This is a genomic window from Catelliglobosispora koreensis DSM 44566 (assembly GCF_000379685.1).
Classification (GTDB): Bacteria; Actinomycetota; Actinomycetes; order Mycobacteriales; family Micromonosporaceae; genus Catelliglobosispora; species Catelliglobosispora koreensis.
The window spans coordinates 232,035-257,780 of the sequence record NZ_KB903289.1 but is presented as its reverse complement, the minus strand read 5'-3'; the positions used below and the strand labels follow the sequence as shown (position 1 = coordinate 257,780).

Sequence of the window (25,746 nt, the reverse complement as noted above, 5' to 3'; positions counted from 1 at the left end):
TGAGGTCCTAGCGTTTCCTGGCATGAGACTCATCCGCCAGCACGCTTTTGGCGCACCAGATGTCCTGCGTTTCGAAGAGGTACCCGATCTTTCGCCCGCCCCCGGTCAGGTGCGCATTGCCGTTGCCGCCGCTGGGGTTCACATGATCGACACGACTATCCGCTCAGGCGGGCCGGGACCGTTTCCGCGGCCAGACTTGCCGATGACACCCGGTCGCGAAGTCGCTGGAGTCGTTGACGCCCTAGGGTCCGATGTGGACAGTGGCTGGCTCGGGCAGCGGGTCGTCGCGCACCTGGGCATGGCGAGCGGGGGATATGCCGAGCAGGCCGTTACGGCGGCCGAGGCGCTGTTGCCGATTCCTGAGGGCATCACCGAACCAGAAGCTGTCGCCTTGGTAGGCACCGGCCGCACGGCCATCAGCATTCTTGACTTGGCTCAGCTCAGCCAAACCGACGTCGTCCTCGTGACGGGAGCCGCGGGCGGGCTGGGCTCGATTTTCGTGCAAGCCATCAAGCACGCCGGAGCTAAGGTGATCGCGGCGGCTGGCGGGGCAGCCAAGCTCGCGACGGTCGACGCTGACGAGAAGGCCGACTACACGGCTGCGGACTGGGCCGAAAACGTGACCCTCAAGCCAACTGTCGTGCTCGACGGCGTCGGCGGCCAGATCGGGCGGGCCGCGCTGAAACTCCTCAAGCCCACCGGCCGGATCGTCATGTACAGCAAACCGGTCGACCTCAAGGGCGAGGACCTGTTCGGCATCACGGCCATCGGTGCCCTGGGCCGCCCGTTCGACCAGAAGGTGCTGGCCACCCGGGCGCTACAGGAGGCCGCGCAGGGACGGTGGAAGATCACACTGACAGCGTTCCCGCTGGCCAAGGCGGCGCAAGCGCACGAGGCCATCGAGACACGAGCCACTGTCGGTAAGACGGTGCTGATCCCGTAACACGCGGCTGGTAGCGTTGCTCACGCTGGTAACACATGCGCGAGAGTCCGCCGTTTAGGGCGGCGCCGAAGGGGCAATTCCTCCCCGGAACCTCTCAGGCAAACGGAGCGCGGTGTGTTGGCGACTCTGGAGCGAGCTATACGCGACAGAGGGGGAGGACGCTGTTTTGTCCTCTCCTTCATAGCCAGGGAGCGCGCCGCATGACCTTCGCCGACCGTCACATTGGCCCCAACGCGTCCGATGCTGAGCGCATGCTCGGCACCATCGGCTACAGCTCAGTCGATGAGCTTATGGATGCCGCCATTCCCGAGGTGATCCGCTGGCACGAGCAGCTGCGGCTGCCTGCGGCCGCCTCCGAGCCGGAAGCCATCGCCGAGCTGCGCGCGCTGGCCGCCAAGAACAAGGTCTTCACCAGCATGATCGGGCTGGGCTACTACGGCACCCACACGCCCGGTGTCATCAAGCGCAACGTGCTGGAAAGCCCTGCCTGGTACACCGCCTACACCCCGTATCAGCCTGAGATCAGCCAGGGCCGCCTGGAGGCGCTGCTGAACTTCCAGACCATGGTCTGCGACCTAACCGGGCTGGCCACGGCCAATGCTTCGATGCTCGACGAAGGAACGGCCGCCGCCGAGGCGATGACCATCGCGCGCCGCACGTCCAAGAACAAATCCAGTGTGTACGCCGTGGACGCCGACGCGTTCCCACAGACCATCGACGTGATCAAGACCCGGGCCGAACCCCTGGGCATCACCGTCGAGCTGTTCGACGGCGAGCTGCCCGCCGACTGCTTCGGCGTGCACCTGCAATACCCCGGAGCCTCGGGCGGGCTGCGCGACCACGCGGAGATCATCAAGCAGGCCCACGAGCGCGGGGCGCTGGTGAGCGTGGCGGCCGATCTGCTGGCTTTGACGCTCGTGCGCGCACCGGGCGAGATCGGCGCGGATATCGCTTGTGGGTCGGCGCAGCGCTTCGGCGTACCCATGGGATATGGCGGCCCGCACGCCGGATATCTGGCGGTGCGCGCGGGCCTGGAGCGCTCGCTGCCGGGAAGGCTTGTCGGGGTTTCCAAGGACGCGGACGGCAACCGGGCCTACCGGCTGGCGCTGCAGACGCGTGAACAGCACATCCGGCGTGAGAAGGCGACGAGCAACATCTGCACCGCGCAGGTGCTGCTGGCCGTGATGGCGAGCATGTATGCCGTCTACCACGGCCCGGATGGCTTGCGCCGCATAGCCCAGACGGCGCACAACATGGCCGCGACGCTCGCCAAGGGACTCCGCGACGGCGGGATCTCCTTGCAGCACAACGACTTCTTCGATACCGTCACCGCGGTGGTGCCGCAGCGCGCGGCCGAGATCGTGGGCAAGGCGGAGGAGCTGGGCGTCAACCTGCGCCTGACCGGCGCCGATCACGTGGGCATCGCCTGCGACGAGACGACGACGCTGGCCGACATCCGCAAGGTGTGGCAAGCGTTCGGGGTGTCCGAAGTGGACGCCGTGGACAGCGCGCCGGCCTTCAAACGGACGACGGATTTCCTTACCCACCAAGTGTTCCGCACGCACCACTCGGAAACGGCGATGCTGCGTTACCTGCGCCGCCTGTCCGATCTGGACTACGCGCTCGACCGGGGCATGATCCCGCTCGGCTCGTGCACGATGAAGCTCAACGCCACCGCCGAGATGGAAGCCATCACGTGGCCCGAGTTCGCGAACATGCACCCGTTCGCGCCCAAGGATCAGGCCAAGGGTTACGAAGAGCTCATCGCCCAGCTCGAGGACTGGCTGGCCGAGATCACCGGTTATGACGCGGTCAGCGTGCAGCCGAATGCTGGATCGCAGGGCGAACTGGCCGGGCTGCTCGCCATTCGCGCCTTCCACCTGGCTAACGGCGACGAGCACCGTGATGTGTGCCTGATCCCGTCGAGTGCGCACGGCACCAACGCCGCCAGCGCCGTGATGGCCGGCATGCGCGTGATCGTGGTGGCGTGCGACAGCGACGGCAACGTCGACCTCGTCGACCTCGACGCCAAGATCGATCAGCACCGGGACGCGCTCGCGGCGATCATGGTGACCTACCCGTCGACGCACGGTGTCTACGAGACGGGGATTTCGGCCCTGTGCGCGAAGGTGCACGAGGCCGGCGGACAGGTCTATGTGGACGGTGCCAACCTCAACGCCCTCGTCGGCTTCGCCAAGCCGGGCAAGTTCGGCGCGGATGTCTCGCACCTGAACCTGCACAAGACGTTCTGCATCCCGCACGGCGGCGGTGGCCCTGGTGTTGGCCCGGTGGCCGTGCGCGAGCACCTGGCGCCTTATCTGCCCGGCACCCAGGCGACCAAGGCCATCAGCGCGGCACCGCACGGCAGCGCCGGCATCCTGCCGATCTCGTGGGCCTACATCCGGATGATGGGCGCGACCGGCCTGGCCTCAGCGACGGGAATCGCGGTTCTGGCCGCCAACTACGTCGCGGCCCGGCTGCGCGAGCACTACCCGGTGCTCTACACGGGCAACAAGGGGCTCGTCGCGCACGAGTGCATCTTGGACCTGCGCCAGATCACCAAGGAAACCGGCGTCACGGTCGATGACGTGGCCAAGCGGCTCATCGATTACGGCTTCCACGCGCCGACGATGTCGTTCCCGGTCGCCGGGACGCTCATGGTGGAGCCAACGGAAAGTGAAGATCTCGCGGAACTGGACCGCTTCGCCGACGCGATGATCGCGATCCGGCGGGAAATCGCCGCCGTGGGAGAGGGCCAGTGGCCTGGGGAGGACAATCCACTGGTCAACGCGCCGCACACAGCGGCGATGGTGAGTGGTGACAACTGGGACCACGCCTACGCGCGATCAGTCGCCGCCTACCCGGCCGGGATCAGCCCGGTAGGCAAATACTGGGCACCGGTGCGCCGCATCGATGGCGCGTTTGGTGACCGCAACCTGGTGTGCTCTTGCCCGCCGCCGGAGGCCTACGCTTAGGGGAAAGCTTGGCGCGTCCCTGGTGGGCTATCGAGTTAGCCTGCCAGGGCGTGCAGGGCAGGACCGCGGTGAGGGGAAACGCTCGAGCCGTCGGGGAGCAGCTCGCCGGTGTCTTCGAAGACGATGACGCCGTTGCACAGGAGGCTCCATCCCTGCTCTGGGAAGGAAGCTACGACTTTGGCCGCGTCATGGTCGATGGCGTCAGCCGAGGGGCACGGGGGTTGGTGCTGGCACATTGTTGGTTTCTCCGCTTGTTCGGTTAGGGGCTCGCTCCACGGATGATCTACGTGTGGAGTTAGTCACATGAACAGTGACGCACGCTACCAATCAAAACGAGTCAATTACGAGCAAGTGTTCGGTATCTTGCTGACGAATCAGCCCTTTGGACGATGCCATTGAAACCGGTCAGCCTAGTAGCGCTCCGTAATCCAGCTAGCGCCGCCTCAAGGATTCCTGAGAGCTGCCGTGCGCACGCCGTCGAGGTGGCCCGCTTCGAATGGCACCAGGGAGACCCGGGCGATCCAGCGGTTCTCCTAGAGGAGTTCCTTCACCGTAACGCAGCGTTATCAGGGCACCCGGTGTGTGGCGCCGCGGTTCTGATCTCCGCGGCCGCCGGTGCCGCCATGATCGGCGGAGCGACTGGGGCACCCAGTCCGGCCCCCACGGTTCCAGACGTCGCAGCGGTCGTTTACCGCGCCGGGACGCCCGAGCCTATAGCGACCCTAGGTAACTGGGAGTTAGGGCCTTGGCGGGCCAGCTGGACGCCCGCAGGGCATGCCCGTGCCGTCGGGAGAGTGCGGGAAGCCATCGCACGCGGGGATGTCTATCAAGTGAACGTCGTCGGGCACGCGTCAGCCGAGTACGCGGGCGACCCCCGCCGGGCGTTACAGCGAGTAGCCGCCATCCAGGGTGCGCGTTACGCCGGCCTCATGTCGGGCGCAGGCTGGGCGGTCGCGTGTGCCTCCCCGGAAACACTGCTTGAGCAGCGCGGACGCCGCATCGTCACCCGCCCGATCAAGGGCACGGCCCCGGCGACGCCCGAGGGCCGCGAGGTGCTCCTGGCGAGCGCCAAAGAGCGGGCCGAGCACGTGATGATCGTCGACTTGGAACGAAATGACCTGGCGCACGTCGCCGTGACCGGCTCGGTCAAGGTGACCGAGCTGTTCGCCGTGCGGCGGTGGGCCGGGCTGTGGCAGGCGGAGTCCGAGGTGGAGGCACAGGTCCGTCCGGGCACGTCGCTGGCGGAGCTGCTACGCGCTGTCTGCCCGGGAGGGTCCGTCACGGGTGCGCCCAAGCTCGCCGCACTGTCCGAAATAGAGCGACTCGAGCCCGTTGGCCGTGGACCTGCTATGGGCGCGCTCGGCTGGATCGCCGCGGACTACCTCGATTTAGGACTGACGATCCGCACCGTGGCCGTGGACGAGCACCGGGTGCACGTGTGGGCCGGCGGCGGCATCACCATCGACTCTGACCCGTGGGCCGAGGTCGCTGAAGCTGACGCGAAACTCGGCCCGGTCAAAGCCGCTCTGGCTACTTGATATCGAAGATGGCCTCAAGCAGCACGCTGCTGATGTCGAAAGAGCGCGCGGCACTTTCCGGCTCGGTGCCGGTGGCGCGGGAGATCTCACTGAGGGCCTGACTGTCGGTGTCACGGCCTAGTGCGATCGTCACGACCTTCACCGGCTTCGACGGGTCGGCCCCCTTGAGCTTGCCGATGAGGTCGGCCAGTTTCGTCGTGCTGACCTTGTCGTCGTCGGCGCCATCGGTGAGCACCACGACGAGGTTGTCGGCGTCGGCCCGGAAGTTTTGCTGCAGATGCTGATGCGCGGCCCAGACGGTGTCGAACATGCCCGTGTTGCCACCAGGAACCAGCTTGGCCAGCTCGCTCTTGAGCTTGGCGCGCTGGTTGTTCTCGTTCAGCTTGACCGTCTTGATGAGTTCCTTGTGCGGGGAACCGGCGTTGCGGTCAGCGGAGGAGAAGCTCCACAGGCCAACGGACGACTGGTCGCTGAAGAAGTTCACGGCACCATCGGCCGCCGCCTTCGTCAAGTCCAGTTTGGTCTGGCCGGTGCCGGGCACGATGCTGCCCATCGAGCCCGATGTGTCGAGCACCAGCAGCACATTGGACGGCCGGGTCAGACCGTTCCACGCGCGCACGGTGCGCGAGATCGCCTCGGGCAGCAGCAGCGGCCGCGGCAGGGCACTGAGCTTGCTCACGACGCCCTTGGCCGGGGTCAGCTGCGACCCGGCCATGCGGTTGGAGTCGCGGAAACCTTCGGCCAGTACGGCGGAACGGCCCGCGTCACCCTTGACGAACAACAGGAAGTTCTCGGCGGCGCCTTGCCGTTTGGCGTCGGTCCACGGGGCGGAAGCCAATTGCAGGAACGGGTAGTCGGCTTCCGTCGTGGCGTTCGTCGGGTAGACCGCGACGAGCGGCAGCGAGGCGTTGGTCTCGTTGTGCTTGAGGATGTCCTGCTCGAACGCGGGGAAGGCGGTCAGCGTCTCGCCTTTGCCCGAAACGTATTCGGCGAACAGCTCTTCGCTTGTGGGCTTGTAGACCGCGATGCGCTGCTGGAAAGCGTAGACCCGCTTGAATTCTTCCGAGTCCACTTCGGAGTTGTCGTCGGCGTCGATGATCGACGACAGCGCTAGGAGGCCAGCGGTCGAGGTGGCCGGGTCGCTGATGCCGACTTTGACGTTGCCGTCAGCGGCCAGTTTGTCGAGCAGATCCCGCCAGGCGAGTGTCGCTTGTGGCCAGCCATAGGTTTCGGCCAGGGCACGGGGCATCGCGATGACGACCGGCGTGCGGGCGACACTGGGCAGGCGGTCGGGCATGAGTTTGTCGGCGATCGAGCTATTCGCGGCGGTCGCGCGAGCCCAGGCGCTGGATTGCGGAACCCAGACATCGGGCATCGTGGTGACGGTGCCATTCCATTCCTGGGTAAGCGATTTCGCCGTGACGTCAGCTTCCTCGTCGCGGATGTCCACCTTGGCGCAGGTGCCTTCGACTTGCGGCTTGGTCTGCTCCCACTGGGTGGCCAGACCGCGCAAAAGCGAAGCGGTGCGCGGGGGAGCCACCACGGAAGCCGTGACCGACCCGGAGCACAGGTCTTTGATGAAATAGATGTAACCGGCCGTCAAACCGCCTGCCACCAGCGTTAACGCGAGCGGGATGATGACCCACGGAAGGACCTTGCGGCGCGGGGTGACACGCCGGTGCGAGCGGACAGCAGAGCTGCGGCCGGTCGGCATTGAGGGCCTCCAGGGGTGGTGGAGCGCAACAGATCGGCCACAGTCTAAGACAAGATCACAAACGTCGGCGAGGGGTGCCGTAAGTATTGATGAGGGGAAATGTCCCAGCCGTAGGCGCCAGCTTTTGGGAACACGATCACATCACCGGCGCGCACCAGGCTCACCTGGGCGTCACGAGCCAGAATGTCGTTGGGAGTACACAATTCCCCGGCGATGGTGACCCGTGAGTCACGGACCTCTGGGCGGGGCCAGGGATGGGGCCACTCTTCTCGGGGTGCCACCAAAAAGGGAAACGATTGTCCATATGCGACTGGAGTCCGGAACTGATGCATACCACCCCGGATGACGACATACCAGTTATCGTGGTTCTGCTTGATATCAGCTACTTCGGCCGAATAGTGCCCGGCGTCCGCCACGAGCCACCGGCCCGGCTCGAACAGGACTTCCACTCCCGGCAGCGTGGGAACGTCGAGGCCGAACGGATCGAACTGCAACGGCCCGGTGTAGTCCACGCCGAACCCGCCACCTAGGTTGACCTGCCGCAACCCGAAGGAAGCCGCCCACTCTAGCGACTCTTTAATAAAGACGTTGTGCGCATTTACATCTAGATTTCCGGACATCGCGTGCAGATGGAAACCGGCCACGTCAATGAGCGGATACGACGCCGCGACGGCGAACGCCTCGGGAAGCCGCGTCTCGTCTATACCAAATTGATAACTCATCCGGTGCGAGATACCGGCAGGTAACGCGATCCGGCGATTGACCCGCAAGCAGACCGTCACCGCGACCCCAAGGGAGCCAAGGGCGTGCAGCTCCTGAATGCTCTCCACATTGACCGTCGCGCCAGCGGCGGCCGCGGCCCGCAGGAACGTGAGCGACTTGGCCGGGCCGCTGCACACGACACGTGAAAACCCATGGGCCAGCGCGATCTCCAGCTCGCCCGCGGAAGCCACGTCGACGCCGTCGCAAACCGTCGCCAGGGCGGACACGATCGCCGGGTGCCCGTTGGCCTTCATCGCATAGAAGATCGTGGCCTGGGGGACAGCGGACTTGAGCATCTTCGCCCGCGCCACCGCGACCCGGGTGTCCAATGTGTACTCAGCCATACAGTGGATTCCTCACCGGGACATAGACATCGCCTTGCCCGGCCAAGCGCATCCGGGTCAGGGCTTTGTGCGGAACCGTTGGGGCGGTGTAGAAAGCGTGGTCTGGATGCCCGTGCAGCACCTCGTCGACGATCGCGCGGACACTCGCCCACGCTTGCCGGGCGGGCAAACCCATGCGCAGCACTAATTCCCCGAGGTGTGCCTGGAACGCGGTATAGGCCACTTTGGACAGAACGACCGTGCGGTCATCGGTGCCGATAACCGAACCCGGATACAGCCGCGGCCCCAGCGGGGTGAACACGCGCATGCCCGCGAAATCGCGCAGCCCCATGCGATGCGGGTGCCCGTCAAGGAACGTGGGCACGCAGTTTTGCAGATGTGCCTCCAGGCCGATGCCGTGCTCGGCCGCCGCACGCAGCACCGGGCCCAGCAGCAAAGCCGCGTAGCGGCTGAAGAATTCCAGCGGGCTCAAGCCGCAGCGGCGCACGAGGCCGTCGATGACGGTCCGGCCGGTGATCGGATCGAGCTGGGTCAACGCGATGCCCGGCACCGGCAGCTCGCCGGGCTCCAGCACCCCGGCCAGCCCCTCACGCACGATCGTGCTCAGTTCCCGTCCGGTGCCCACGGTGCTGGCGACCCCCGCGGTTTCGGCGAGCAACACGACCGGCTCGCCTTTGAGCACCTGACTGACCCACGCCGACAGCACCGGGCCGTTGCGGGTCGACGCGATCGAGATCGTGCGCCGGGTGGAGGTGATCTGCACGTCCAACGAGAGCTTGAGATAGGTGCCGTCGTCGAGCAGCAGCGTGCGCAGGGCCGCGGTCGGCATCGCGTTTCGCTCGAACTCAGCCGGTTTTAGCTCGGGGTATTTGGCCCGCAAGTGCCCGAACTGCCACGCGTGAACGGGCAAAGCCGCATAGCCGTCTTTCGCCGGCAATCCGAGGCGCTCACTCAGGTCATCGCCAAGGACATGCTCATCTGGTACCCACAAAGCCTTGATCTTTGTATAAGACGTCTCCAGATCGTGGCTGATCATGTCGGCGACGGTCCAGCCGAGTCGCGTGCGCCCACACGGATGCAGGTTGTGCCCCTCGGTGGCGAGCTGCTCCAGCCTGGCGGTGCCAGCGTCGGCACCGAGCGCGGCGGCATAGCTGAGCATGTCGGCGTGCCCGGAGAGGCGGTGCTGTTCGTCAGCCAGTTCACGGCGCTCGTAGGCCAGGGCCAGCCCGGTCACCGCACTGGCAAGCTCCGCTTGCAACCCTGGATCGTCCACTAACGACATGGGATCGGCGTCCACGGGCGGCAGCACCACCCGGTCAAACGCGTGCACCTCACCGTGAAAGCGCTGCCGCGCGGTGCCGATGTCCTCGCGCCACAGCGCTTCGGCCAGTTTGGTGGCGACGGCGGAGCGTGCTCTGTCTTCGGTGCGCGTGTGACTCATCGTGCCAGCGGGTTATCCACGGTGGCCCAGATGTCCTGGATCGGGTTGGTGGCAAGGCGCATCGCGGTGGTGGCCTTGAGGGGCAACGGGGTGCGGAACAACGCGTGCGCGTCAGCGCCCGAGCTCGGGGGCAGAGCGTCGAAGACCTGTTCGGCCCGGTCTCGCACGATGCGCCACAGCTGCTCGGGATCGAGGTGATATTCGCGTGCTAGCACCGCGATCGGCTCACCGAGCGCGACCGCGATCCCTGAGGCGAACACCTTGGCCCGCAACTCCGCATCGTCATCGCTCGCGATGTCGCCATGCAACGGCGGCACGTCTTGATGGTGGCGGCGCAACCTTGCCGGGCTCACCCGCACGCCGCCAACGTCGCGATAGGACAGTCCCGTAGGCCGGCCGTGGGTCAGGGTCACGAGCAGGTTCTGCCCGTGGGCTTCCAGCGCCACCCCACGGTGCAGCAGCACCAGCAACGGCTGCAGCACAAGGGAAGCGAAGTCGGCGATGAAGCCCGCCGGGTGCCCGCCATAGCCGAGGGTGACCGCTTCCCTGATGAGCGGCCTGCCATTGGCGGGGGAGGGAGCCGCGAGCGCGGCGATAGGCAGGATGACCTCGCCATCGCGGGGGAGTGTCGCCCGCCGCGTCGCGACAGCCAGGTCCTTGAGCAGCATGCCATCGTCGCCAACGACCGCACCGGCCGCGGGCTCGGGCCAGATCGTCAGCCCCATGCCAGCGACGAGCGAGGTGAGCAGACTGCTCAGCACGGGCGCGTTGCGCACGGCCGCAGGCGAAACGATCCGCACCGCTGACGTCATCTGCACGCCAAGGGCCGTCTTGTAATGCTGGGTCGGGTCGGCAACGCTCGCGAGCGTCCGCAAAGACATCAGCGGCCGGGCCGGGATCTTGTTGCCGGTGCGCTTGAGGAACGGAAACGCGCCGAGCACGTGCTCACTTTGCCACGGGTGCACCGGAAGCCGCGGCGCCAGCCCGGCACCGGTGCTCAGCCAGCGGCCACGGGGGACTTCATAGATCTCAAGGGCGACAGTCGGCCGGTGCTCCGGCGCGTAAGCCAGCACCTCCTGCGCCGACATGCCCGTCCGGGTGCGACAGCACGGGTGCAGCGGATGTCCATCCACGACAGCCTGTTCCAGTAACGCCAGGCCGCCGGCCTGCCCGGAAAGCGATGTCAGGGCGTAGTCGCCGTTGGTGGGCTCGGGTTGCCCCGCTCGCGCCAGGGCCAGGAACGCCACACTCTGCTCTAGCTCGGCAGCCAGCCGCCCGGTCTCACCCGGCAACGTCAACGACCGCATGAGTGCCGAGGGATCGGCGAACTGCCCCTCGCCCGTCGTGACCCGGAAGTCGTCGCCTGCCTGAGTGAACGGCTCGGCCATCGCGGCGCGCCCCATGAGCCGCTGTCCACTGGCTAGGGTCACCATGACGTCTTCGCCGTAGCGCTGCCGCCCGGTTATCCCGGCGATCGGCTCGCGCACGAGGGCTCCCCAGAGCCGGGCCAGGACCGCGGCCTTCGCGCCGGGCAACTCCCGGTCCGTGTCGTGGGCGTTGATGGGGCTCCTCCTTCTGCGGTCCATTATGGACGGGTGATCACCATTCGAGCCCTCAACCGGGCCACCCTGGACCGGCAGATGTTACTGCGCCGCCACGACATAACCCCGCTAGAAGCGATTTCGCGTCTCGGCGGGATCCAGGCGCAGGCGCCACTGTCACCCTACGTCGGCCTGTGGACGCGGCTGAATGCCTTCGAGCCAACGTCACTTGCGTCACTTCTGGTTGACCGCCAAGTCGTACGGGGACTGCTGATGCGCTCGACCGTTCACCTCGTTCCCGTCGCCGACTACGTGAGCTGGCGCCCGCTCACGGCACCGGTGATCGCGCGCCAGTTCACCAACGGGCCATTCGGCAAACAGGTCGCCGACCCGGCCGCGGTCGTCGCCGCCGGGCTGGAGCTGCTTGCCTCAAGGCCGCTCTCGCTGACTGAACTGTCGGCCGGCCTGGCGCCGCTATTCCCGTCCGACGATCCCAAGGCGCTCGGTTACGCCATCGCGTTCTTGGTGCCGTTGATTCAGGTGCCCCCGCGCGGTCTCTGGCCCACGTCCGGCCCCGCGAAGCTGAGCCTGGCGCAGGACTGGCTCGGCCGCGAGCTCGGACCGTCGTCTGTGGACGATCTGATCCTGCGCTACTTCGGTGCCTTCGGCCCGGCGACCGTCAAGGACGCACAGCAGTGGTCGGGGTTGACCCGGCTTCGTGAAGTCGTGGAACGGCTGCCGCTCATGTCCTTGGGGGACGGTTACTACGACTTGCCTGACGCGCCGCGCCCGCCCGAGGACACCCCAGCTCCTGTGCGCTTTCTCCCGCAGTACGACAACCTGCTGCTGTCCCACGCTGTGCGCACGCGATTCATCACCGACGGACGGCGAGTGCCGCTGCCACCTGGCCACGGGGCGGGCTTCGGCAGCGTCCTCGTGGATGGCTTCTACCGGGCCGACTGGCGCATCACGGACGGAAACTTTTACGTAGAACCGTTTTCGCCCCTGTCCAAAGCGGAGCAGGCAGCCGTCGACGAAGAAGGCGAGCGCTTGCTGACCTTCGTTAACTCCTAGCGTCCTAGGATCACTTAGAGGTGGTGACGCTAGCTGAACCACTGGTCATAGGCGAGGCGGGCGATGAGTCCACAGACGACGGTCAGCAGGATGAGGCGCACGAAACCGGCACCTTTGCGGATCGCGAGCCGGGCGCCCAGCTGAGCGCCGATGATGTTGCCCGCGGCCATAGCCAAGCCGAGCGTCCACAGGACGTGGCCGTTGAAGGAGAAGACAATCAGCGCGCCGAAGTTGGTGGCGAGGTTGATGAGTTTGGCCATGGCTGACGCGTGCAGGAAGTCGGCGCCGATGGTGCTGACGAACGTCAGGATGAGAAACGTTCCCGTGCCAGGGCCGATCATGCCGTCGTAGAAGGCGATTGCCGCCCCGGCCACCGCGATGGCGAGGGTCCGCCTGGGCACGGTGTCGCGCGACGGATGAGCGATCGTGCCCATGGCCGGGCGGAAGGTCACGAAGACGGCGACGAACACCAGCACGGCTAGCACGATGGGCCGAAAGACGCTGGCGGGAATGCTTCCGGCGAGCCAGGCGCCGGAGCCCGAGACCGGCACGGCCAGCGCCATAGCCGGCAAGACCGTCTTCCAAGGGATCTTGGTGCGCCGGGCGAACGTGATCGCGGCGCTCGTCGTACCCGCGATGGCCGTGAGTTTGTTGGTTCCGAGAACGGTCGCGGTCGGCAGCTGTGGCGCCGCGACGAACATGGCCGGAATGAGGAGCAGGCCTCCGCCGCCGACGACCGCGTCAATCCACCCGGCGGCGGTCGCGGCGATCAGCAGGAGGGCTAAGTCACCCGCGTCCACGGCGCTTGGTGGCAAGGAACATGCCTATCGCGCCGATGGCGATAAAGACGAGCATGAAGCAGACGAGGGCCTTGAACACGAGGTGAACAATAGCAACGCCGCCGGCCCGGGGCCGGCGGCGTGATCGTGCAGAAAACTGCGCTTAGAAGTCGAAGTCCATGTCGACGGCTTCGCCGACCTCTTCGAAAGCCTCGCCGAGCAGCATGCCGCCGACGACACCTCCGGCGACGCCAGCGGCCACTCCACCCATGCCGATGCCGCCGCGGCGGCCGTGGCCCTGGTGCGGCGCGTGCCCGCCAAAGGAGCCGTGCTTGTCAGCGGCCTGCCGGATCCAGCCGTCGACGACGGAGGTCCAGTCTTTGCTGCCGACTTCGTCGTGACGAACGTGGTAGCGGCTGAAGCTGTCGTGTGAGCTGCCGAGGAATCCGCGCTTGTCGAACTCCAAGACGATGTCGACGCCGGTGGGGCTGGTCACGAAGGTGACTTCGAGCTGGCGGATACGCCCGCTGTAAGCGGGGGACGGGTAGAACTCGATCTCCTGGTAGAACGGCAGCGTTTGCTGCACGGTGTAGATGTGGCCGCGCTCAAGGTCGGCCCGGCTGAACCGGAAGCCCAGGCGCAGGAACGCGTCGAGGATGGCCGCGTGGATGGGCAGCGGCTGAATGGCCACGGCGTCGAGGTCGGTCTTGTCGACGGCCTTGGCCACGGACAGCTCGGTGTGCACACCCATGGTCATGCCGTGCAGGTGCTGGCCGTAGATCGACGTGATGGGAGTTTCCCAGGGGATCTCCAGGGTGAACGGCAGCGCTTGGGTGCTTCCCGCGGGCAACGTGAAGGCCCCGGCCACGTGTATGCGGTGGAACTCGACGTTCTTGCTGTATTCGGAGTCGCCGCTTTCCACTTCGACACGGGTAACCAGGCCAAGCGAGACATATTCGATCTGGGTATCGCGGTCGCCGCCCTTGATGTGCACCTGGCCGGTGAGCTTGCCGCCTGGCTGCACGCTGGGGCTGGCCAGGACGGTATCTACTGACGGGCCTCCGACGCCGAGGGCGGCGAGCATCTTCTTAAACACCATGCGTCATGTTTAGCAGGCTCTTGCCACTATCTCCGTGACCCCACGGCCCCGAAAAACCCCCTAATGCTGGCGGCCATTGACGGCTAGCATCTCCAGGCTATGGCCGCGATTCGTAACCTCACCCAGTCCGAAGCCGTTGACCGAGCCGCGGTCCTCGAGGTCCGGCACTATGACATCACGCTTGATTTGACCGGCGACGGCGCGACGTTCGCCTCGCGCACGGTGGTCGATTTCGCCTATCGCGGAACGTCGGGCGTCACCTTCATCGAAGTCGCGCCGGTGGTCTTGCGGTCGGCGACGCTGAACGGGGAGCCGCTGGATCTGGCCGGCTGGTCGGCGGACGCGGGGCTGACATTGAGCGAGCTGCGGGAGGAAAACCAGCTCGTGATTGAGGGTGACTTCCCGTACAGCACCTCCGGTGAGGGGCTGCACCGGCTGACCGACCCGGCCGATGGCGAGGTCTACCTCTACTCGCAGCTGTGCATGGCTCATGCGCAGGCGGTCTTCGCGTGTTTCGATCAGCCTGACCTCAAGGCTGAGCACACGTTCCGGGTGACCGTGCCCGCGCACTGGCAGGTCGCCTCGACGATGCCCGCCTCGCACTCGGAGGAAAAGCAAGGTTCGCGGACCGTCCACTTTGCCCGGTCGCCGCGGATGAGCACCTATCTCGGCGCGGTGTGCGCGGGGCCTTATCACGTGGTGCGGGACCGGCACGGTGACGTCGACCTCGGCGTCTATTGCCGGGCCTCGATGGCGCCGCATCTGGACGCTGACGACATCCTCACGGTCACCAAGCAGGGCCTGGACTTTTATGCCAGCCAGTTCGGCATCGCCTATCCGCTGCCGAAGTATGACCAGCTGTTCCTGCCCGAGTACAACATGGGCGCGATGGAGAACTTCGGCTGCGTGACGTTCGCCGAGGACCGGTTCTTGTTCCGCGCCAAGGCGACCGACGCTCAGTACGAGGACCGCGCGGCGGTTATTTTGCACGAGATGGCGCACATGTGGTTTGGCGACCTGGTGACGTTGCGCTGGTGGGATGACCTGTGGCTCAACGAGGCGTTCGCGGAGTGGGCGTGTTACTGGGCGGCCGAGGGCTCGACGCGCTACACCGAGGCGTGGGCGACTTTCCTTGCCACCACGAAGAACTGGGGCTACCGGCAGGACCAGCTGTCCTCCACGCACCCGGTCTACACCGAAGTGACCGACGTCGAGTCGTCAGTGCTGAACTTCGATGGCATCACCTATGCCAAGGGCGCCAGTGTGCTCAAGCAGCTCGTGGCAAGCGTTGGCGAGGAGGCTTTCCTCGCCGGGCTGCGGTCGTATTTCGCGGCGCACGCCTGGTCCAACGCGACGTTCGCCGATCTGCTGGGCGCGCTGGAGAAAGCTTGTGGCCGTGACCTTTCCGGCTTCGCCGAGCGGTGGTTGCGCACGGCTCAGGTCAACACACTGCGTCCGGAGGTAACGGTTGACGCTGACGGTCTGCTGACCGAGGTGGCTGTGCTTCAGGAGGCGCCTGCATCGCACCCGGCGCTTCGGGACCACCGCATCCACATTGGACTTTACGACCTTCAGGATCAAGTGTTGGTACGCCGTAAGCTCGTCGCCGCCGACGTGACGGGTGCCCGGACGGTGCTGCCCGAGCTGCTCGGTGAGCGGCGTCCTGATGTGTTGCTGCTCAACGACGACGATCTGACGTTCGCCAAGTTGCGCCTCGATGAGCACTCGGCGCAGACCGTGATGCGTCACGTGGCGGCTTTCCCCGGCGCGCTGCAGCGGGCGCTGGTGTGGTCAGCGGCGTGGGACATGGTGAGCGACGCTGAGCTGCCCGCCCGCGCCTATCTCGCTCAGGTGGCCGCCGGGCTGGCCGGTGAGCGCAACGTCAACATCGTCGAGGGGACGCTCACGACGGCGAAGCGCGCGCTAACGGAGTTCGCCGATCCGGCTTGGGCGGCAACGGGATGGGGGCTGTTGCACGCGACCGCAGGCACGGCTATTGCCGACGCTGAGCCTGGCAGCGATCGCCAGCTGCAGTGGGCCCGGCTGTTCGCCGTCTCCGCCCGCACGTCCCCTGAACTCGCCGCGATCAAGGGCTGGCTCGACGGGCAGGACGTCCCGGCGGGGCTGGACATTGACGTGGATCTGCGGTGGCTGGTGGTCAAGTCGCTAGCGGCAAACGGCGCGGCAAGCCCGGCTGACATTGACGCGGCGCTCGCGGGTGACGACACCGCTGGCGGGCGTCGCGAAGCCGCGACCGCGCACGCTGCCTTGCCCGATGCCGCGGTGAAGGCCGAAGTGTGGCGGCGCCTGACCGAGGAGCCGGATCTGCCCAACTGGCTGCAAGAAGCGCTCGTGGACGGATTCCAGCAGCCAGGGCACGCCGATCTGCTAACGCCTTACGCCGCAAGCTATTTCGCCGTGGTCGCGAGCGTGTGGGACCGGCTGGAGGGTGAGCCGCAGCGGACGTTCGCCATCCACGCCTACCCTCGTCTGGTGATTACCGAGGAAACGCTTGCGGCATCAGAGGCTTGGCTCGCTGAAGAAGGGCATCCGGGGCCGCTGCGCCGCATCGTCGCCGAAGGCCGCGACCGCGTCGCCCGTGCCCTCAAGGCCCGCGCCCGCGACGCCGCGTAAAGCCCGTTTGGGGCCGCTGGTAAAGCGGCCCCAAACGTAGGTGTCAGAAGGGATACGTGAAAGCGGGGTAGGCCAGGAACATCCAGAGCCCGAAGCCCAGCTTGAGAAGCGCGTCTATGACGCCGAAGACGCGCCAGTCGACGCGCTCAGCGCGGAAGCCGATGAAAGCGTTGAGGCAGCAGAGCACGCCGAGGGTCAGGATGAGCGGGCCATGGGCCAGGCCCATCGGGATGAAGTGCAGGCCGACAACGAACAGGATGGCCATCAGGAGCTTGCGGGTTCCCGCGTCTTTGAACCGGGTGATCGCCAGGTAGATGAGCCCCATTTCCAGCACCATCGAGCCGACGAGGGCGATGATGTGCACCGGGGCGATGGTGCCGATTCTGGGCAGCAGCGCTGAGAGCCCGCTGGCGATGAAGCCGGCCACGCCGCCGCCGATCGCGAACGGAATCCAGTGCTTGGGGAAGATCCAGCACAGCAGGAAGCCAGCACCGACGCACATGAGGAACAGGCCGCCGCCCCGGATTAGCGGATAGGGATGATCCAGAGCGGCGGTGTCGAGAAGGGCGATCACCCGGGCGACTATACGTGGCCCATCGGCATGATGATGGACTTGGTTTCGCAGAAGGCGTCCAGGCCCTCGGGACCGTTTTCGCGGCCGATGCCAGAGTTTTTGTAGCCCCCGAAAGGCGAGCCCATGTCGAAGGCGTACCAGTTGATGCCGTAAGTGCCTGCGCGCACCTGCTTTGCCACCTCGATGCCGTGGTCCACATCGGACGTCCACACCGAACCGGCCAGGCCGTAGGAAGAGTCATTGGCGATGCGGATGGCTTCGTCTTCGGTGTCATACGTGATGATGGAAATCACGGGACCGAAGATCTCCTCCTGGGCGATCTTCATGCTGTTGTCGACCTGATCGAAGATGGTCGCCTCGACGTAGAAGCCTTTGTCGAAGCCGGCCGGCCGGCCGCCGCCCAAGGCCAAACGGGCGCCTTGTTCTTTACCCGAAGCGATGTAGCCCTCAACCCGGTCGCGCTGGCGAGCCGAGATCAGCGGGCCGAGTTCAGTGTCCATTTCGGACGGATGGCCCATCTTCATTTCTGCGACCGCCGCCACGTAGGCCTCGGTGATCTCGGCGGCACGTGAGCGCGGCACGAGGATGCGGGTCTGGCCCACACACGCCTGGCCACTGTTCATGAGCGAGGCCATGGTGAGCATCGGCATGTACATGTCGAGGTCGGCGTCCTGCAGCACGATGGCCGCGGACTTGCCGCCGAGCTCCAGGGAGCAGCTCTTGAGCCGTTCGCCGCACAGGGCGCCGATGCGCCGGCCCACAGCGGTGCTGCCCGTGAAGGTGACCTTGTCGACGAGGGGATGGTTCACCAGGTGCTCGCCGACAGCCGCGCCGCCCGGCAGCACCGACAGCACCCCTTCGGGCAGGCCCGCGTCGGCGAACATTTGCGCGAGCGGGAAGGCTGACAGTGGAGTTTCCAGTGCTGGCTTGATAACCACGGTGCAGCCGGCGAGCAAGGCCGGGGCGAGCTTGTTGAACACCACGAACATCGGCACGTTCCACGCCGTGATGGCCGCGACGACGCCAAGAGGCTCTTTGACGACACGGGTTTGCCCGAACTGGCCCATGCGGGTTTCTTCCCACGGGAACGAGTCGGCCAGGCCGGCGTAGAAGTCCAGGACGGCGTGCGAGGGCGTGTTGCCCAGGGTGTACACCGTGGACAGTGGGGCACCCATCTCCTCGGAGATGAGGTGGGCCAGCTCGTCGCCGCGTTCGGCGAGCAGTTCCGAGACACGGGCGATGACCGCGCCCCGTTCCGCGGGCGACATCCGTGGCCACGGTCCGTTGTCGAAGGCTTCGCGTGCGGCGGCAACGCCCCGGTCGATGTCCTCGGTCGTGACGGCGGGAACCCGTCCGACGAACGCCTGATCGGCGGGCGACAAGACCTCTACGAAGCCGTCTGACGATGGCGAAACCCAGGTGCCGCCGATGAAAAGCTGGCTGTACTCGCGCATGTGATGCCCTCCCTTAGGCAGCGGTGTCAAGGAATCCGGTGAAGCCGTAGCCCGGGTGTGGGCCGATGACCGCCACCTCGAACAGTCCGGTGCCGGTGGCGGTTTCGCCGCGGCCGTGCAAGTCGAAGCGGCTGAGCACATCCACGGGGCAGAACATGCGTTCTGGCAACTCAAAGCCAGCGGTGTCGCGGCGGACCGTCTGGGTTCGCACGTCGGGGCCTTGCCACATGCCGTGGCGCCACTCGTCTTCCAGGTGCCCGTAGCCGGTAGCGACGCCAAGATGCGCGGGCAGCAGCAGGTCCACGTCGATGGTCAAGACCTCGGTGCCGGGTTTGTGGAAGGTCAGCGAAGCTGAGGTGACGTCACGGGTTTCGGGCGCGAAGCCTAAGACGTGCTCGGGGCGGCCTAGCCATTCGGAGGCACCCGAAGTCCACACACGCAGCCCTTCTTCGATCACGCGGCGGCCCTGGGCGTCTTCCTGGACGATGACCACGACGGAGAAATCGTCGAACTGCATGACGCTGTAAATCCAGAAGAAGGCGTCGCGGCCGCCACCTGCCTTGCGGCCCATGGGTTCTGGCTCACCGACCGGGCGGATCCCCCACGACCGGTCCCGGTTTCCGCGCCAGCCCTTCACCTCGTGGGTGACCTCGTCGACGGTCAGCGTGCCGGTCCAGTGGCCCGTCTGGGCGAAGCGGACGGTGTCGAACATGACGCGATCGAGTTCGCGTTTGAAATGCCGGGGTTCGAGGGTGGCCGGGATGTTGCCGTTGAAGGTCAGGTCGGCCGATAGGCCGTGACCTGCTTCAGCTGTCAGGCGCAGCGTCGAAAGTCCTTGCAGCACTTCAAGTTTCAGCGGCCCGACAGATAGGTCCATGCGGTCGGCGCCGAGTTCCTTGCTGGAGCGCAACACGAGATGATCGGTGCCTTGCCGCACGAGCACGAACGCGTCCATGACCCCGAGGTTCGGGTATTGCCCGAGCCCGGCCAGCAGGAACAGGTCGGCGGCGGGGGAGTAGGCGTTGAAGTAGTACCGGTCGTAGAAGTTGCGGTCCGACGTGCCGGGATGGCGCATCACTTCCGGCACCTGGTGCACCGGATAGTCGTCAAGCGGCGACAGCACGAACTACTTCACCCCGTCCCAGTAGGTGCCGGCGAGCATCGCTTTGAGCGTCTCCCGATGCATGATCATTTCGTCGGGGTCGGCCGGGACTTCGGCCTCTCCAAAGTGGATGGCACGTGCCTGGATCCGGAACATGATGATCGCGTGGCGCAATGCCGCATAGACCAGATAAAAATCCAGATCCTTCGGCTGGTACGCCGTGAGCCGCTCATAGGTGGCGCAAACATCTTGCCGCCGTAGAAAGTTCGGCATCCCTGGCAGGTCGAAGCCCGCGGCGATGTCTTCAAAGAAGCGGTGCAGGAAGATGAACCAGCCGAGGTCGACTTCCCGTGGCGCGAGCGCGGCCATTTCCCAGTCGAGCACCGCGGTGGGCGTGAAGTCCTGGTACATGATGTTGCCGATGCGGGCGTCGCCCCAGCTGAGCACGCTATCACCCTCGCCGGCGGGCCAGTGCTCGATCAGCCAGGCGAACCCTTGCTCGATCAGCGGGGAGCGAATGCCGTCACCGCAGACCCAGTCATAGAAGGCCCGCTGCGAGGCCACGTGCGCTGACAGTCCAGCGGGGCTAAGGAAACTGACCTGGTTCACATCGATGGCGTGCAGTCCGGCGAGCACGTTGACGGAGTTGTCCTGCAGGCGGCGCTGGTCTGCCTCGCTGGCCTCCGATAGCCAGGAGCCGAAGTTGTAGGGCATGACGTCGGGCGGCACCTCACCGTAGAGACGCTGCATGACGAAGAACGGCACGCCCAGGACACCGGTGTTCTCTTCGAGCCAGCGCATTTGCGGCACGGGGACCTGGCTGTGCTCAGCCACAGCGCGCATGACGCGGAATTGGCGGCCCATGTCGTAGGTGGGGAAGACCGGCACGGCACCCGGGTCGGGCGCGATCTTGGCCACGAGCTGGTGCTTGGCGCCGTCCCACGACGCGTCAAACAGGACGGTCTCGCAGGACATGCCGTTGGACTCCGGGATCTGCAGGTCCGTGATCGTGGCTTCGGCGCCGGCGTGCCCGGACAGCCATGGCCGCAGCCGGGCGGCGATCTCCTCAGGGTCGCGGTGGGTGCCGGCCGGACGCGCTACTCCTGAGTGTTCACCAGGCACCGCTACCTCCTCCATCATGGCCATTTCTGAAACACGTTCTAGCGCATTAGAGCACGTGGTTCAAACGGCTGTCCATGGCTGAGTTGATAGCTTGTTCTATGCTGTGGCATGGCCGAGCCCTCGCGTAGCCGGACCCTCGTCATTGGACTGGCGGCCGCCGCCGTCCTCATCGCCATCTTCTCGGCGCTCGCCAATATCCGTTGGGGTATGAGCCCGGAGGCGATCCCGTGCGTCGCGATCGTCCTTGTCATCGTCGCCGGCCTCGCTCAGGGCGTGTGGTTCTGGAAGCGCTCCAAACAATGGCGATTCTGGCTGGTGCCAGGCGGATTCGATATCCCGATGCCGACTATCGCGTTCAAGGCCGGGGCGCTGTTCCTATTCGTGGCGCTGCTCGCGGCCAGGGTCAGCGGTGCGGCGTATCGCGGCGACGTCATCGAGGCATCCGTCTTCGGCATCGCTGGCCTGCTCGTCAGCGCTCTCGCCGTTGTGGCAGGGGTTTTCGCCGCCCGGGGCATGACGTTGCGGCTCACGCCCGAGGGCATCGAGCAGCGGCTGCCCACGTTTCGCCGGCTCATCCCGTGGGTCGCGCTCGCCCCAGGCGGGCCGCCTGCGCCACCCGCCAAGCCGGTCATCAACGCCATCGAACTGGCTGTCACGGATCCTTCGCTCATCAAGCAAAGCGGTGGCGTGCTCGGCGCGGGGACGCCGCAGCGGCCTTACGTTCCGCATTCCACACCGGTGCACCCGTGGTTGCTGGCCGGGGCGATCCGCTGGTATGCCGAGCATCCCGAACACCGGACGGCCATCGGCACCCAGGCCGAACACGACCGGCTTATCGCCGTGGTGGCAAAGCCGTGAGCTTGCGGACGCCGGTGACGGCCGACAGCGGCAACGGCCCGTAGATGTGCGGGAACTCCTGATCCGCTCCTGGCGGGATCTCCCGCACAATGGGGGAGTCCACTTTGGACTCGTCTATCTCCAGCAGCAGCAAGTCTTCCAGATCGTCATAGACGAACTGCCGCACGGCTTCGACCTGCTCCAGTGAATCGCTGGCGTGGATGAAGCCCTCAGTGGCCAGGCTCCGGCCGCGCGTCGAGACCGTGTAAACGCCTTCGGCCTGAGCCGCCATCCAGTCACCGGGCAGGGCGATGTGATAGATCATGGCGGAAGGCTACACAGGTTCTTCACTCCGGTCGCGCCGGATCTCCGCAAGTGGCTGGTTACCTCAGCGGCATGCTTCAGCTGCTCTATGCCGCCTATGCGCGCCGCTTGACCCGGGCACTGCGCGACGCCGCCCTGCCCCGGCACGTCGCGATGGTGATGGATGGCAACCGCCGCTGGGCCCGGCAGCAAGGTTTTGGCAATCCCAGCGTCGGGCACCGCTACGGTGCCGAGCATGTCGAGGAGGTGCTCAGCTGGTGTGCGAGCCTGGGCATCGGTCACGTCACGGTGTTCGTCGCGTCAACGGATAACCTGCGCAAGCGCGGCTCTGAAGAAGTCAGCTACCTGATGCGGGTCATCGAGGAAGTGGTCGCGGAGCGGCTGGCCCGTCCTGGCGGCCAATGGCAGGTCCACGTGGCGGGCCGTCTGGACACGCTGCCGGACTCGACACGGGAAGCCCTCAAACGGGCTGTCTCGCAAACCGATGGCCCTTTCAAGCTCACGGTGGCGGTCGGTTATGACGGCCGCGACGAGATCGTCGACGCGGTACGGTCGCTTTTGGACACTCACGCTCTCGCCGGCACTCCGCTCCTGGACGTGGCCGACCAGCTTTCCGCCGACGCCATCGCCGCGCATCTCTACACCAGTGGGCTGCCAGACCCGGATCTCATCATCCGCACGAGTGGGGAACAGCGGCTGTCCGGGTTCCTGCTGTGGCAAGCGGCCTACAGCGAGCTGTATTTCTGCGACGTCTACTGGCCCGGGTTCCGCAAGATTGACTTCTTGCGCGCGCTGCGCTCCTACTCCAGCCGTCATCGCAGGCTGGGAGCCTGAACCTCATTTGACAAATTTTTCTGTCTAATGGGAAACTGCGGTCATGGGTGCCGCCGTTTCCCTGCTTGAGCAGCCAGACAAGGTGCGCCTGGCGCTGTCACCGCTGCGCCGGCAGTTGCTGGAGCGGTTGCGCACCCCGGGCTCGGCTGCCCAGCTGGCCGCCGAGTTGTCGTTGCCGCGTCAGCGCGTGGGCTATCACCTGCGCCTGCTGGAGCAAGCCGGGCTCATCGAGCAGACCGGCCAGCGCCAGCGCCGCGGCTGCCAGGAGCGGCTCATGCGCACCACCGCGGCCGACTTCGTCGTTGACCCGCAGGTCATGACCGACGCGCACACCGGCGACCGGGTCGCGGCAGAACAACTGCTGGCCGTGGCGTCCGAGACGGTCCGTCAGGTGGCGCGCATGCAAGCCGGTGCCGAACAGCAGGGCACCCGGCTGCTGACCTTCGCCGCCGAGGCGCGGGTGCGTTTCGCCGAGCCTGCCGACGTGCACCGGTTCACCGACGCGCTCGCCGAAGCCATCGCCCAGGTGGTGGCCACGTTCGATACCGAGGGCGGGCGGCCTTACCGCCTCATCGCCGGTGGGCATCCCGCCCCGGCGGCATCCGCGTTAGGAGCAGCATCATGACGTTCGAATATGAGGTCTTTGTCGACGCTGACATCGACACGGTGTGGCAGGCGTTTCGCGACAAGGACCAGTTGCGCCGCTGGCACGGGTGGCACCTCGACAGCCTCGACGCCGAGATCGACCTCATCTACTTCACGCACGCGACCGAAGACGGCCACACGCTGACGCTCGGAACGGGCGACACGTTCACCCTGACCGACGACAATGGACGGACGCTGGTGCGCATGGTGCGCGCGCCTAAGGGCAACAACCCCGAGTGGGACGCCTACTACGAAGACGTCAACGAAGGCTGGACCTCGTTCCTGCAGCAGCTGCGCTTCGCGCTCGAACGTCACCCGGGCGCCGACCGGGAAACCGCCTACCTCAGCGGGGACGCCGGAGACGCCAAAGTGCGCGAGCTGTTCGCGCTCGCCGGTGACATCGAGCCCGGAAAGCCTTATGCGCTAACGGCTCCCACGGATGAGCAGCTCGCCGGGGAAGTGTGGTTCCGTTCCCCGAACCAGCTGGGCCTCACCGTGTCAGGCTGGGGCGATGGGCTGCTCATCATCGGCACCGTCCCGGTGTCGCAGACCCACCCGGATGGTGGGCAGATGCTGATCGCCACCACGTTCCCCGGCAGCACCTTTGACGAACCGTCCTGGCGCGCTTGGTGGTCCTAACCTTCGGCGGGCTCCCCGTCGTCGTCTTGGCGCCACCGGAAGATCACCCACACGAGCATCGCCATCGCCACGGCGATCAAGAACGCGGCTAACCACACCCACATGCTCAAGCTGGAACTGGTGGCTGGCAACGTCACGATCGGTTCGGTGAACGTGGGCTCCGCCGTGATCACCGGTTCGCTAGGCGCCGGTTCGCTTGGTGTCACTGACGTTTCAGCCGAGGGCGTGGGTGATGCGGTCGGTGGCGCCGGCGTGCTCGGGCGCGGCCGCGGCGTCGGTGAAGCCGTCGTGGGTGCAGGCGACGGTGTCACTGTCACCTGACCGGCCCAGGTCGCGTAAACGGTGGCCGAGTTGCTGCTCTTCCACACCCGCGCGGACAGTCCGAGGCTCGCTGTGCCAGGCGGCATCTGCACACCCACGGAGAAGACGTAGTTGATGTTCCAGCCTGGCGCCAGATTGGCGTGAGAGTCAGGGAAGAACTTCACCCCCACCTGTGTGCCAGCACCGGTGTCCCACTTGTATACCGGGATGCTCGGCGCGGTGATGGTCACGTTGGCCGGGGCGAGCGGCTGCGCCACCCCGGCGCCGTTCTTCGCCATGATGTACAGCGCGATATCGGGGTCGACGATCGTGGTGGCCCCGTTGTTCGCGTAGTTGATGTTCATGGAAAAGGTGGCGTTGAACGCTATCGGCGCCGTCGGGGCGGTGACCGTTAGCGTTCCGGCCGCGGCGGCCGCTGGTGCGGCCACCCCGATTATCATCGCCCCAGCGATGATCACGGCGGTGAGCACCTTGCGCGCACTGTCCATTGTGGCCTCAGCAAACCTGATGCGGGATAAGGGTTGCCGCAATCTACAGCCACAACGGATCTAGTGCTGTCGTTTCCTGTACAGCTATGAAGACGCCAAAGCGCGCATGCTGTCATCCATCACGCGGTAGGTCGTCCAGTCATCCTGAGCCTGCGCGCCAAGGGACTTGTAGAAGTCGATGGACGGGGTGTTCCAGTCGAGCACGGACCACGCCACACCCCAGTAACCCCGCTCGACCGCGATCTGGGCGAGCTGCTTGAGCAGCGCCTTGCCGTAGCCGTGTCCACGGGCGGTGGGCCGCACGTAGAGGTCTTCCAGATAGATGCCGTGCACGCCACGCCACGTCGAAAAGTTGAGGAACCACAACGCGAACCCGACGGGCTCACCGGTCTCGCCGTCGCAGGCCATGTGGCCGTAGAGCGCCGGGGACGGGCCGAATAGCGCTGTGTGCAGCTGGGCTTCAGTCGCGATCGCCTTGTCGAGCTCACGTTCGTAGTCGGCCAGCTCTTTGATGAAGGTGACGATCGCGGGCACGTCGGCCGGGGTAGCGGGTCTGATCACA

23 protein-coding genes and 1 riboswitch are annotated in these 25,746 nt (G+C 66.1%); of the genes, 9 read left to right on the top strand and 14 right to left on the bottom strand.

The annotated features are described in order from the left end of the window. The first annotated feature begins 22 nt into the window (after nucleotides 1–22). Together A3E1_RS0129145 and gcvP are read left to right on the top strand one after the other, a co-directional pair. Nucleotides 23–943 carry an alcohol dehydrogenase catalytic domain-containing protein gene (locus tag A3E1_RS0129145; protein ID WP_020524338.1) on the top strand — a complete coding sequence of 307 codons (921 nt, stop codon included), beginning with the start codon at nucleotides 23–25 and terminating at the stop codon, nucleotides 941–943. Between the two features lie 28 nt (nucleotides 944–971). Then, nucleotides 972–1,063, top strand: a riboswitch (glycine riboswitch). Between the two features lie 80 nt (nucleotides 1,064–1,143). Continuing rightward, the gene (gene gcvP / locus A3E1_RS0129140; RefSeq protein ID WP_020524337.1) at nucleotides 1,144–3,918 is read left to right on the top strand and encodes an aminomethyl-transferring glycine dehydrogenase; all 2,775 of its coding nucleotides are present in this window, start codon (nucleotides 1,144–1,146) and stop codon (nucleotides 3,916–3,918) included. A gap of 35 nt (nucleotides 3,919–3,953) precedes the next feature. Here gcvP and A3E1_RS46400 read toward each other — a convergent pair whose 3' ends face one another. Continuing rightward, the gene (locus tag A3E1_RS46400) at nucleotides 3,954–4,154 is read right to left on the bottom strand and encodes a DUF5999 family protein (RefSeq protein ID WP_083929689.1); all 201 of its coding nucleotides are present in this window, start codon (nucleotides 4,152–4,154) and stop codon (nucleotides 3,954–3,956) included. A gap of 246 nt (nucleotides 4,155–4,400) precedes the next feature. Here A3E1_RS46400 and A3E1_RS42685 point away from each other — a divergent pair, with 246 nt between their 5' ends. Further along, nucleotides 4,401–5,456, top strand: a complete 1,056-nt coding sequence (locus A3E1_RS42685) for a chorismate-binding protein (RefSeq protein WP_407637396.1) — start codon at nucleotides 4,401–4,403, stop codon at nucleotides 5,454–5,456. Here A3E1_RS42685 and A3E1_RS0129125 read toward each other — a convergent pair. Genes A3E1_RS0129125 through A3E1_RS42670 form a run of 4 tightly spaced genes read right to left on the bottom strand, consistent with a single transcriptional unit; the run spans nucleotide 5,449 to nucleotide 11,303 of the window. Continuing rightward, complete coding sequence (locus tag A3E1_RS0129125) at nucleotides 5,449–7,170, bottom strand: substrate-binding and VWA domain-containing protein (RefSeq protein ID WP_020524334.1); 1,722 nt, start codon at nucleotides 7,168–7,170, stop codon at nucleotides 5,449–5,451. The genes A3E1_RS42685 and A3E1_RS0129125 overlap by 8 nt on opposite strands. A gap of 44 nt (nucleotides 7,171–7,214) precedes the next feature. Then, complete coding sequence (locus A3E1_RS42680) at nucleotides 7,215–8,276, bottom strand: type III PLP-dependent enzyme domain-containing protein (RefSeq protein WP_020524333.1); 1,062 nt, start codon at nucleotides 8,274–8,276, stop codon at nucleotides 7,215–7,217. Then, entirely contained in the window at nucleotides 8,269–9,717 is a 1,449-nt protein-coding gene (locus A3E1_RS42675; RefSeq protein WP_020524332.1) for an IucA/IucC family protein, read from the bottom strand. Before A3E1_RS42675 ends, A3E1_RS42680 begins: the two co-directional genes overlap by 8 nt. Then, entirely contained in the window at nucleotides 9,714–11,303 is a 1,590-nt protein-coding gene (locus tag A3E1_RS42670; protein WP_051105184.1) for an IucA/IucC family protein, read from the bottom strand. Before A3E1_RS42670 ends, A3E1_RS42675 begins: the two co-directional genes overlap by 4 nt. Before the next feature lie 9 nt (nucleotides 11,304–11,312). Here A3E1_RS42670 and A3E1_RS42665 point away from each other — a divergent pair, with 9 nt between their 5' ends. Next, nucleotides 11,313–12,332: a winged helix DNA-binding domain-containing protein gene (locus tag A3E1_RS42665; protein ID WP_020524330.1), complete on the top strand. Its 1,020-nt coding sequence runs from the start codon at nucleotides 11,313–11,315 to the stop codon at nucleotides 12,330–12,332. A gap of 29 nt (nucleotides 12,333–12,361) precedes the next feature. Here the strand turns inward: A3E1_RS42665 and A3E1_RS0129100 are convergent, their stop codons facing one another. Both A3E1_RS0129100 and A3E1_RS0129090 read right to left on the bottom strand, forming a co-directional pair. Continuing rightward, nucleotides 12,362–13,132 carry a TSUP family transporter gene (locus tag A3E1_RS0129100; RefSeq protein ID WP_020524329.1) on the bottom strand — a complete coding sequence of 257 codons (771 nt, stop codon included), beginning with the start codon at nucleotides 13,130–13,132 and terminating at the stop codon, nucleotides 12,362–12,364. Between the two features lie 142 nt (nucleotides 13,133–13,274). Further along, nucleotides 13,275–14,210: a sporulation protein gene (locus A3E1_RS0129090; RefSeq protein ID WP_020524327.1), complete on the bottom strand. Its 936-nt coding sequence runs from the start codon at nucleotides 14,208–14,210 to the stop codon at nucleotides 13,275–13,277. 108 nt (nucleotides 14,211–14,318) lie between these two features. Between A3E1_RS0129090 and pepN the strand changes: the two genes are divergently transcribed. Beyond that, nucleotides 14,319–16,844 (top strand): aminopeptidase N, encoded by a 2,526-nt coding sequence (gene pepN, locus A3E1_RS0129085; protein WP_026208953.1) that lies wholly within the window; start codon nucleotides 14,319–14,321, stop codon nucleotides 16,842–16,844. Nucleotides 16,845–16,887: 43 nt separating this feature from the next. Here the strand turns inward: pepN and A3E1_RS0129080 are convergent, their stop codons facing one another. Genes A3E1_RS0129080 through A3E1_RS0129065 form a run of 4 tightly spaced genes read right to left on the bottom strand, consistent with a single transcriptional unit; the run spans nucleotide 16,888 to nucleotide 21,096 of the window. Continuing rightward, nucleotides 16,888–17,418, bottom strand: coding sequence for a DUF6609 family protein (locus A3E1_RS0129080; protein WP_020524325.1), 531 nt, complete (start codon nucleotides 17,416–17,418; stop codon nucleotides 16,888–16,890). An 8-nt stretch (nucleotides 17,419–17,426) separates the two neighbouring features. Next, the gene (locus A3E1_RS0129075; RefSeq protein ID WP_020524324.1) at nucleotides 17,427–18,872 is read right to left on the bottom strand and encodes an aldehyde dehydrogenase; all 1,446 of its coding nucleotides are present in this window, start codon (nucleotides 18,870–18,872) and stop codon (nucleotides 17,427–17,429) included. A gap of 13 nt (nucleotides 18,873–18,885) precedes the next feature. Continuing rightward, nucleotides 18,886–19,995, bottom strand: a complete 1,110-nt coding sequence (locus A3E1_RS0129070; RefSeq protein WP_020524323.1) for a hypothetical protein — start codon at nucleotides 19,993–19,995, stop codon at nucleotides 18,886–18,888. A 3-nt stretch (nucleotides 19,996–19,998) separates the two neighbouring features. Then, nucleotides 19,999–21,096: a phosphotransferase family protein gene (locus A3E1_RS0129065; protein WP_211216015.1), complete on the bottom strand. Its 1,098-nt coding sequence runs from the start codon at nucleotides 21,094–21,096 to the stop codon at nucleotides 19,999–20,001. Between the two features lie 108 nt (nucleotides 21,097–21,204). Here A3E1_RS0129065 and A3E1_RS0129060 point away from each other — a divergent pair, with 108 nt between their 5' ends. After that, on the top strand, nucleotides 21,205–21,954 hold the full coding sequence (locus A3E1_RS0129060; RefSeq protein ID WP_020524321.1) for a hypothetical protein: 750 nt from the start codon (nucleotides 21,205–21,207) through the stop codon (nucleotides 21,952–21,954). Here the strand turns inward: A3E1_RS0129060 and A3E1_RS0129055 are convergent. Beyond that, the gene (locus A3E1_RS0129055; RefSeq protein ID WP_020524320.1) at nucleotides 21,929–22,258 is read right to left on the bottom strand and encodes a DUF952 domain-containing protein; all 330 of its coding nucleotides are present in this window, start codon (nucleotides 22,256–22,258) and stop codon (nucleotides 21,929–21,931) included. The two genes, A3E1_RS0129060 and A3E1_RS0129055, sit on opposite strands and share 26 nt — an antisense overlap. Nucleotides 22,259–22,329: 71 nt before the next feature. Between A3E1_RS0129055 and uppS the strand changes: the two genes are divergently transcribed. Genes uppS through A3E1_RS0129040 form a run of 3 tightly spaced genes read left to right on the top strand, consistent with a single transcriptional unit; the run spans nucleotide 22,330 to nucleotide 24,375 of the window. Then, nucleotides 22,330–23,091, top strand: coding sequence for a polyprenyl diphosphate synthase (gene uppS / locus A3E1_RS0129050; protein ID WP_026208952.1), 762 nt, complete (start codon nucleotides 22,330–22,332; stop codon nucleotides 23,089–23,091). Nucleotides 23,092–23,134: 43 nt separating this feature from the next. Then, on the top strand, nucleotides 23,135–23,716 hold the full coding sequence (locus A3E1_RS0129045) for a winged helix-turn-helix domain-containing protein (protein ID WP_020524318.1): 582 nt from the start codon (nucleotides 23,135–23,137) through the stop codon (nucleotides 23,714–23,716). Then, entirely contained in the window at nucleotides 23,713–24,375 is a 663-nt protein-coding gene (locus tag A3E1_RS0129040) for an SRPBCC family protein (RefSeq protein WP_020524317.1), read from the top strand. Before A3E1_RS0129045 ends, A3E1_RS0129040 begins: the two co-directional genes overlap by 4 nt. Here A3E1_RS0129040 and A3E1_RS0129035 read toward each other — a convergent pair. Continuing rightward, nucleotides 24,372–25,184, bottom strand: coding sequence for a hypothetical protein (locus tag A3E1_RS0129035; RefSeq protein WP_020524316.1), 813 nt, complete (start codon nucleotides 25,182–25,184; stop codon nucleotides 24,372–24,374). The two genes, A3E1_RS0129040 and A3E1_RS0129035, sit on opposite strands and share 4 nt — an antisense overlap. 84 nt (nucleotides 25,185–25,268) lie before the next feature. After that, nucleotides 25,269–25,745 carry a GNAT family N-acetyltransferase gene (locus A3E1_RS0129030; protein ID WP_020524315.1) on the bottom strand — a complete coding sequence of 159 codons (477 nt, stop codon included), beginning with the start codon at nucleotides 25,743–25,745 and terminating at the stop codon, nucleotides 25,269–25,271. Nucleotide 25,746 lies beyond the last annotated feature (1 nt).